Source organism: Streptomyces jeddahensis, assembly GCF_001642995.1.
GTDB lineage: Bacteria > Actinomycetota > Actinomycetes > Streptomycetales > Streptomycetaceae > Streptomyces > Streptomyces jeddahensis.
The window spans coordinates 1-8,119 of the sequence record NZ_LOHS01000159.1 but is presented as its reverse complement, the minus strand read 5'-3'; the positions used below and the strand labels follow the sequence as shown (position 1 = coordinate 8,119).

At 72.7% G+C, this 8,119-nt stretch carries 7 protein-coding genes; 2 read left to right on the top strand and 5 right to left on the bottom strand.

The window, feature by feature from the left end:
* The 4 genes from STSP_RS32530 to STSP_RS32515 all read right to left on the bottom strand — a co-directional run.
* Nucleotides 1-264: biotin/lipoyl-containing protein (locus tag STSP_RS32530; RefSeq protein WP_332835406.1), on the bottom strand; the 264-nt coding region annotated here is incomplete at its 3' end.
* 77 nt (nucleotides 265-341) lie between these two features.
* Nucleotides 342-1,730, bottom strand: a complete 1,389-nt coding sequence (gene lpdA, locus STSP_RS32525; protein ID WP_067284621.1) for a dihydrolipoyl dehydrogenase — start codon at nucleotides 1,728-1,730, stop codon at nucleotides 342-344.
* Between the two features lie 335 nt (nucleotides 1,731-2,065).
* The gene (locus tag STSP_RS32520) at nucleotides 2,066-3,625 is read right to left on the bottom strand and encodes a leucyl aminopeptidase (protein WP_067284620.1); all 1,560 of its coding nucleotides are present in this window, start codon (nucleotides 3,623-3,625) and stop codon (nucleotides 2,066-2,068) included.
* A 344-nt stretch (nucleotides 3,626-3,969) separates the two neighbouring features.
* Nucleotides 3,970-4,767, bottom strand: a complete 798-nt coding sequence (locus STSP_RS32515; RefSeq protein WP_067284619.1) for an adenosylcobinamide-GDP ribazoletransferase — start codon at nucleotides 4,765-4,767, stop codon at nucleotides 3,970-3,972.
* Between the two features lie 85 nt (nucleotides 4,768-4,852).
* On the opposite strand from STSP_RS32515, the gene STSP_RS32510 reads away from it, so the two are divergent.
* Complete coding sequence (locus tag STSP_RS32510; protein WP_067284618.1) at nucleotides 4,853-5,611, top strand: hypothetical protein; 759 nt, start codon at nucleotides 4,853-4,855, stop codon at nucleotides 5,609-5,611.
* 62 nt (nucleotides 5,612-5,673) lie between these two features.
* On the opposite strand, the gene cobT is transcribed toward STSP_RS32510, so the two are convergent.
* On the bottom strand, nucleotides 5,674-6,732 hold the full coding sequence (gene cobT, locus STSP_RS32505; protein WP_067284617.1) for a nicotinate-nucleotide--dimethylbenzimidazole phosphoribosyltransferase: 1,059 nt from the start codon (nucleotides 6,730-6,732) through the stop codon (nucleotides 5,674-5,676).
* A gap of 228 nt (nucleotides 6,733-6,960) precedes the next feature.
* Here cobT and STSP_RS32500 point away from each other — a divergent pair, with 228 nt between their 5' ends.
* Nucleotides 6,961-8,034: a class I SAM-dependent methyltransferase gene (locus STSP_RS32500; protein ID WP_067284616.1), complete on the top strand. Its 1,074-nt coding sequence runs from the start codon at nucleotides 6,961-6,963 to the stop codon at nucleotides 8,032-8,034.
* Nucleotides 8,035-8,119: the final 85 nt, after the last annotated feature.

Sequence of the window (8,119 nt, the reverse complement as noted above, 5' to 3'; positions counted from 1 at the left end):
GTGCAGGGCGGCGGCGGGCGCGCCCGTGCCGTCGTCGATGACGGCGAGCTCGGCGCCGACCTCGACCGTCTCGTCCTCGGCGACCTTGATGGAGGCCAGAACACCGGCGGCGGGCGACGGGATCTCGGTGTCGACCTTGTCGGTCGACACCTCGAGCAGCGGCTCGTCGAGCTCGACACGCTCGCCCTCGGCCTTCAGCCAGCGGGTGACAGTGCCCTCGGTGACGCTCTCGCCGAGCGCCGGAAGGGATACGGAAACCGCCATGGTTTCGGTTGCTCCTTACGAAATTGCGGAAGTCTGTGGTCGTCGCGCCCTGGTGAGGCGACTGAAGTGACCGAAGGTCAGTCGTGCGAGTGGAGCGGCTTGCCCGCGAGGGCCAGGTGTGCCTCGCCGAGCGCCTCGTTCTGCGTCGGGTGGGCGTGGATGAGCTGCGCGACCTCGGCGGGCAGCGCCTCCCAGTTGTAGACCAGCTGGGCCTCGCCGACCTGCTCGCCCATGCGGTCGCCGACCATGTGGACGCCGACCACGGCACCGTCCTTGACCTGGACGAGCTTGATCTCGCCCGCGGTCTTCAGGATCTTGCTCTTGCCGTTGCCCGCGAGGTTGTACTTCAGAGCGACGACCTTGTCCGCGCCGTAGATCTCCTTGGCCTTGGCCTCGGTGATGCCCACGGAGGCGACCTCGGGGTGGCAGTACGTCACCCGCGGCACACCGTCGTAGTCGATCGGCACGGCCTTGAGACCGGCCAGCCGCTCCGCCACCAGGATGCCCTCGGCGAAGCCGACGTGCGCGAGCTGCAGCGTCGGGACGAGGTCGCCCACGGCGGAGATGGTGGGGATGTTGGTCTGCATGTACTCGTCGACGAGGACGTAGCCGCGGTCCATCGCGACGCCGACCTCCTCGTAGCCCAGGCCCTGGGAGACCGGGCCGCGGCCGATGGCGACCAGCAGTACCTCGGCCTCGAAGGTCTTGCCGTCGGCGAGGGTCACGCGGACGCCGTCCTGCGTGTACTCGGCCTTCTCGAAGAAGGTGCCGAGGTTGAACTTGATGCCGCGCTTGCGGAAGGCGCGCTCAAGAAGCTTCGAGCTGTTCTCGTCCTCGACCGGGACGAGGTGCTTCAGGCCCTCGACGATCGTCACGTCGGTGCCGAAGGACTTCCACGCAGAGGCGAACTCGACGCCGATGACGCCGCCGCCCAGGATGATCGCGGACTGCGGGACGCGGTCCAGGACCAGCGCGTGGTCCGAGGAGATGATGCGGTTGCCGTCGATCTCCAGACCCGGCAGCGACTTCGGCACGGAGCCGGTCGCCAGCAGGATGTGGCGGCCCTGGATGCGCTGCCCGTTCACGTCCACGGAGGTGGCGGACGACAGGCGGCCCTCGCCCTCGATGTAGGTCACCTTGCGGGAGGCGACCAGGCCCTGCAGACCCTTGTAGAGGCCCGCGATCACGTCGTCCTTGTACTTGTGGACGCCCTTGATGTCGATGCCCTCGAAGCTGGCCAGGACACCGAACTGGTCGGCCTCGCGCGCCTGGTCGGCGATCTCGCCGGCGTGCAGCAGCGCCTTCGTCGGGATGCAGCCGTTGTGCAGGCAGGTGCCGCCGAGCTTGTTCTTCTCGATCAGGGCGACGTCAAGGCCCAGCTGAGAGGCGCGCAGAGCCGCGGCGTAACCGCCGCTACCACCGCCGAGGATCACTAGGTCGAAAACGGTGCTGGCGTCGTTCGCCACGTCACGTCCTCCATGCATGTGCGCCGTACGCCGGTCCCCTTCACCGGGGGGCGACCGGCCGGTCGGCTGGTGTTCGGCCGCTCTTTCTTCGGCCCTGTGGTGGGGGCCCTGTCCTGCCGAGAACCCATCTTCGCACCCTTCCGCCACAGTCGGGACGCCGGGCCGGTGTGTGAGATGGCTCTCCCGCCCCGCCGCACCGCTGTGGGCAGGCGTTCCGCGGGGCGGAACGGGTGGGCACAGCACCACGACGCAGGGCGCCTCGACTCCTGGCCGGGCCCCGGATGTCCGGGGCCCGGGCGCACACGGGCGGCTGACGCCGCGCCCGGCGCGCGATGTCAGCCCAGGTCGCCCGCAGCCGTGCGCTCCGCGAGCCGCACCAGCGTCCGGACCCCGGACCCCGTGCCGCCCTTCGGCGTGTACCCGAAGGGGGCCTGCTCGTTGAAGGCCGGGCCCGCGATGTCGAGATGCGCCCAGGTGATGCCCTCGCCCACGAACTCCTTCAGGAACAGGCCGGCGACCAGGCCACCGCCCATCCGCTCACCCATGTTCGCGATGTCGGCGGTCGCGGAGTCCATGCCCTTGCGCAGGTCCGACGGGAGCGGCATCGGCCAGGACGCCTCGCCGGCCTCCTCCGCCGTCTCGTGCACCGCCGTGCGGAAGGCGTCGTCGTTGGCCATGACGCCGAAGGTGCGGTTGCCGAGCGCCAGCACCATCGCGCCGGTCAGCGTCGCCACGTCGACGATCGCGTCCGGCTTCTCCTCGGAGGCCTTGGCGATCGCGTCGGCGAGCACGAGCCGGCCCTCGGCGTCGGTGTTGAGCACCTCGACCGTCTTGCCGCTGTACATCCGCAGCACGTCACCGGGGCGCGTGGCCGTACCGGACGGCATGTTCTCGGCCAGGGCCAGCCAGCCGGTGACGTTGACCTGGAGGCCGAGGCGGGCGGCGGCGACGACCGCGGCGAACACCGCGGCGGCACCGCTCATGTCGCACTTCATCGTCTCGTTGTGACCGGCCGGCTTGAGGGAGATGCCGCCCGAGTCGTACGTGATGCCCTTGCCGACGTACGCGAGGTGCTTCTTCGCCTCGGAGTGCGTGTACGAGAGCTTGACCAGGCGCGGCGGGGACGCGGAGCCGGCGCCGACGCCGAGGATGCCGCCGTACCCGCCCTTGGCGAGGGCCTTCTCGTCGAGCACCTGGACCTTGATGCCGTGCTCCTTGGCCGCGGCCGTGGCGACGGCGGCGAAGGCCTCGGGGTCGAGGTCGTTCGGCGGCGTGTTGATCAGGTCGCGGGCGCGGTTGATCTCCTCGGTCACGGCGGTGGCGCGCTCCGCTGCCGCCTTGTGGGCCTTGTCGCGGGGCTTGGCGCCGAGCAGGGCGACCTCGGCGAGCGGGGCCTTGCCGTTCTTGCCGGGGTTCTTGCCGTTCTGGCCGTTCTCCTTGTATGCGTCGAAGGCGTACGCGCCGAGCAGGGCGCCCTCGGCGACGGCCGCGACGTGCTCGGCGTCCTCGAGGGGCAGCGCGAACGCGGCCTTCTTCGAACCCGCCAGAGCGCGGGCCGCGGCGCCCGCGGCGCGGCGCAGCGTCTCCGGGGCGTACGCGTCGCCCTTGTCGCCCTCGCCGTTGTCCGGGACCGCGCCGAGGCCGACCGCCACCACGACCGGCGCCTTGAAACCGGAGGGTGCTGGCAGCTTCGTCACCTCACCCTCGCCGCCGGAGGCGCCGAGGGTCTCCAGGACGGACGCGAGCTTGCCGTCGTACGCCTTGTCGACGGCCTCGGCGCCGGGTGCGACGACCAGTCCCGCGGACTTGGAGGCAGCGCCCTTGGCGACACCGACGACGATCGCGTCGGCACGCAGGCCGGACGCGGCCGCGGTGCTGAGAGTCAGAGCAGTCACGGTGGTGATGTCTCGCTTCCGTTGTATGAGGTCGAGAGGGGTGGTTCGACCGGGCGCGGCCAGTCTGTGCCGGGCCGGAAGAGTGCCGGAAGTGAGCCTACGCGCGGGTTCGCCGTTCGTTCATGCCGCGAGCGTTCATCCTGCTGTCGCGCCTGCGTCATCCGCACGACCGATGCCGGTGCGGCGGCGAGACGCTCGCGGTGCGGCGCGTCCGGTTCCCCTGGGCGGGGCTCACTGTTCCGGGCTTCTTGTCTCCGCAGGCTAGTCCGTGATCGCCCGCGTGGGCCGACAGGGCCGGGAGCAGTGCGTGCACCCGTGCGTGCACCGGCCGGCACCGGCACAGGTCACCCCAGCGCGAACACCAGCAGCGACGCGGTCGCCGCGGTCTCCGTCAGCGCGCCGAAGACGTCACCCGTCACCCCGCCCAGGCGGCGCGTGCAGTGACGCAGCAGCAGCTCGGCGGCCGCGCACGCGACCAGCACCGCGACGGCGCCGCGGACCGCGCCGGGCGCCCCCAGGAGCGCACCGGCTGCCGCGGCCGCGCCGACGACAGCGGCCGCGACGAGCAGCGCCCCGCGCGCCGGCACCGTCCCCGCCACCGCGGCGCCCAGCCCCTCCGGACGGGCCGCGGGGACGCCCGTGCGGGCGGCCAGCGTGAGGGCGAGCCGCGCGGCGGTCGCCGAGACGGCGGCCGCGACCGCGCCGCGGGCCCACGAGGCGTCGTACGCCTGGAAGAGCACCGCCACCTGCGCGAGCAGCACGAAGACCAGCGTGATCACGCCGAACGGACCGATGTCCGACTGCTTCATGATCCGCAGCGCGTCCTCGGCGGGCCTGCCGCTGCCCAGTCCGTCCGCGGTGTCCGCGAGCCCGTCGAGATGCAGTCCGCGGGTGAGCACCGCGGGTACGGCGGCGGTGGCCACGGCGGCGAGCAGCGGGCCCGAACCGAGGAGCAGCAGGGCACCGCCGACGGCCGCGGCGGACAGGCCTATGACCAGGCCGGCGACGGGGGCGCAGAGCATCCCGGCGCGGGCCGCCTCGCGGTCCCACCGGGTGACGTGGACGGGGAGCGCGGTCAGCGTGCCGAAGGCGAAGCGGAGGCCTGCCGGGCGGGGATCGGCTGAGGGCGGGGTCTCGGGCATTGGCGCAGGTTAACCGGGCGGCGGTTGGCGGCACTTCGCGGGCATGGCGTCCTCGTGCGCGTACGGAACCCACTAAATTGCACATATGGGGCACTGGTGGTTCCGGAACATCGTCGAGCCCGGCAAGCTGCCGCTGCTGCTCGCGCTGCTCTCGTTCGTGGGGACCTTCCTGGCCGTCAGAGTCATCACGCGGACGATCCGGGCGGGCAGGGGCCCCTTCCGCAACGTCAGTACGGGAGATGTGCACATCCATCACGTGGTCCCCGGCGTCGTACTGACCGTCATCGGCGGCTTCGGCGCCGTCGCCACCGGAGCCCATGACGTCGGCGCCCTGCTGTCGGCGGTGCTCTTCGGCATCGGCGCGGGCCTCGTCCTCGACGAGTTCGCGCTGATCCTCCATCTCGACGACGTCTACTGGAGCGAGAAGGGCCGGATGAGCGTCGAGGTCGTCGTGCTCACGACGGCGCTGGTGGCGCTGGTGCTCGGCGGTTTCCTGCCGTTCGGCGTCAACGACCTGAGCCCCGAGGAGCGGCAGAACCGCGCCATCGTCGTCATGAACACGGCGATGAATTTCTTCCTCGCCCTCGTCGCCCTCGGCAAGGGCAAGCCGCGGTTGGCGCTGATCGGCACGATCGTGCCGCTGGTCGCGCTGTTCGGCGCGGTCCGGCTGGCGCGGCCCGGATCGCCCTGGGCGAAGAGGTTCTACGCCCGCCGGCCGCGTGCCCGCGCGCGGGCCGGGCTGCGCGCCGACCGCCACGACCGCCGCTGGGCGGGGCCCAGCCGCCGAGTCCAGGACTGGCTCGGCGGCAGACCGGACGGGGACGGGGCGGAGGAGCGCCGTTAACCGCTGTGGGCAGGCGTTCCGCAGGGCGGAACGGGTGGGCACAGCCCACGACGGCGGGCGCCCTATTCGGCCTTGCTGTCGGCCTCCGGCAGCTCCGCTGCCAGGGCGGCAGCGGCCTGCACGAGTGGCAGCGCAAGGAGCGCCCCAGCACCCTCGCCGACCGAGACCCCGTGGTCCAGGAGCGGCTCGATGGCCATCCGGTCGAGCGCCTTCGCCTGGGCGGGCTCCCCGCTGGCCTGGCCCGCGAGCCACCAGTCGGGCGCGCGGAACGCGACCCGCTGCGCGACCAGGGCGCACGCGGCCGAGACGACCCCGTCGAGAATCACGGGCGTATGCCGGACCGCACTCTGCAGGAGAAAGCCCGTGATGGCCGCGAGGTCCGCGCCGCCCACCGTGGCCAGCAGCTGCAGCTGGTCCCCGAGCACCGGGCGGGCCCGGCGCAGCGCGTCCCGTACGGCCGCGCACTTGCGCATCCAGGCCAGGTCGTCGATGTGGCGCCCGCCGCGTCCGGTCACCACGGAGGCGTCCGTGCCGCACAGCGCGGCGATCAGCGTCGACGCGGCCGTCGTGCCGCCGACACTCAGGTCACCCAGGACGACGAGATCCGTGCCCGCGTCCGCCTCCTCGTCGGCGACGGCCATGCCCGCGCGGAACGCCGCCTCGGCCTCCTCGATGCTGAGGGCGTCCTCGACGTCGATACGCCCCGACCCACGCCGCACCCGATGGCGTACGACGTCGCCGGGCAGGCTGTCCGGGTCGCAGTCCAGCGCCATGTCGACGACGCGTACGGGCACGCCGAGCCGCCGCGCCAGCACCGAGACCGCGCTCTCGCCCGCGAGCACGGCCCGCACCAGCTCGGAAGCGCTGCCGGCCGGCCGGGCGGAGACCCCCAGCTCGGCGATCCCGTGGTCGCCCGCGAACAGCACCACGCGCGGCTGCTCGATCGGCCGGACCGGCACGCTGGACTGCGCGGCCGCCAGCCACTCGCCCAGCTCGTCCAGACGGCCGAGGGCCCCGGGCGGCACGACCAGCCGCTCCCTGCGCTCCTCGGCATCGCGGCGCACGCCACCGTCGGGGCGTTCGATCAGATCGGTGAAGTCGTCGAGATTCAGCGAGCTCATTCGCCGAACAGTACCGGCAGCGATCGAACGGAGCGGCTGACGGGCTGCCCTAGGGCGGGGTGCCGTCCCGTCCATGGCGCGGGTCAAGGGTTACGCCATGTGCCCCACGCCTTCGGTCGGCGTCGTTGCGGCCCTGCTGGTGATCCCCTACGTTCCGACTCGTACGGATTTGTCGTATTACTCGCTTTCTCTCGCTCGCCCCGACCGCGGGTGAGCCACGGAGGAGCCATGCCCTTCATCCAGCAGGCCGTCCAGCAAGCCGCCGTCCGGCAGGCCGTCGCCGAGCGGCGTCCCGCGTGTCTGCGTGAACTCGCCCAGGGCACCGACCGGTTCCACGAGCCGCGCCGCACCGACTGCCCCTGGTGCGGCTCGGAGCGGCTGCGCCTCCGGCTCCGTACGACCGATCTGGTCCAGCACAAGCCGGGCACCTTCGTCCTCGAGGAGTGCCTGGACTGCTGCCACACCTTCCAGAACCCGCGCCTCACCCCCGAGGGCCGGGCCTTCTACCGCCGGGACGCCCAGGACGGGCCCGGCCTCGGCGCCCGGTACGACGCGAAGCGCCACCTGGCCATCGCCCGGGCGATGCTGCCCTTCGGCGAGCCCGAGAGCTGGCTCGACGTCGGCACGGGGCAGGCCCGTTTCCCGGAGGTCGCCCGGGACGTCCACCCGTACACGGCCTTCGACGGGCTGGATGAAGGAGCGGCCGTCCTGGAGGGCGTCCGGGCGGGGCGCATCGAGGAGGGCCACCGCGGCTCCCTCACCGAGCTGGCACCGCGGCTCGCGGGCCGCTACGACGTGCTGAGCATGCTCCACTATCTGGAGCGCACCGCCGACCCGCGCGAGGAACTCGCCGCCGCCCGCACCGTGTTGCGGCCCGGCGGGCACCTGCTGATCGAGGCGGTCGATCCTGACAGCCGGTACGCCCGGCTGCTCGGGCGGTGGTGGGCGTCGTACGTCCAGCCGCAGCACCTGCATCTGATGCCGCTCGGGAACCTGCTGCGGGGGCTGGAGGGGCTCGGTTACAGCGTGGCCGCCGTCGACCGGCGCGACGCGCATGTGCCGGTCGACCTCGGTACGGGGGTTGCGCTCGCCCTCGAGCACTCGCTGCCCGCGGCGGATCAGCCGTGGCGCGCGCGGCCGCCGGGTGGGCTCCAGCGCGCCGTGCGCACCGGCCTGACCTGGGGGTCCGCCCCGGTCGTCGGGGCCGCCCGTGCTGCGGACCGCCTCCTCGCGCCGCTGACGAGGCGGACTCGCTTCGCGAATGCGTACCGGGTGATCGCTCGCCGCAACGAGGACGAGTGACCGTACGTCGTGGGTTGCCACCCCGTCGGGGTGCGGGTACTGGGCCAGGGCGCCCGCCGTCGTGGGTTGTGCCCACCCTCCCCCA

Bases quoted from the DNA above. Each gene is read 5' to 3' on its own strand.
- STSP_RS32515 (WP_067284619.1), bottom strand. From the start codon at position 4,767: ATGCCCGAGACCCCGCCCTCAGCCGATCCCCGCCCGGCAGGCCTCCGC.
- STSP_RS32500 (WP_067284616.1), top strand. From the start codon at position 6,961: ATGCCCTTCATCCAGCAGGCCGTCCAGCAAGCCGCCGTCCGGCAGGCC.
- cobT (WP_067284617.1), bottom strand. From the start codon at position 6,732: ATGAGCTCGCTGAATCTCGACGACTTCACCGATCTGATCGAACGCCCC.
- STSP_RS32510 (WP_067284618.1), top strand. From the start codon at position 4,853: ATGGGGCACTGGTGGTTCCGGAACATCGTCGAGCCCGGCAAGCTGCCG.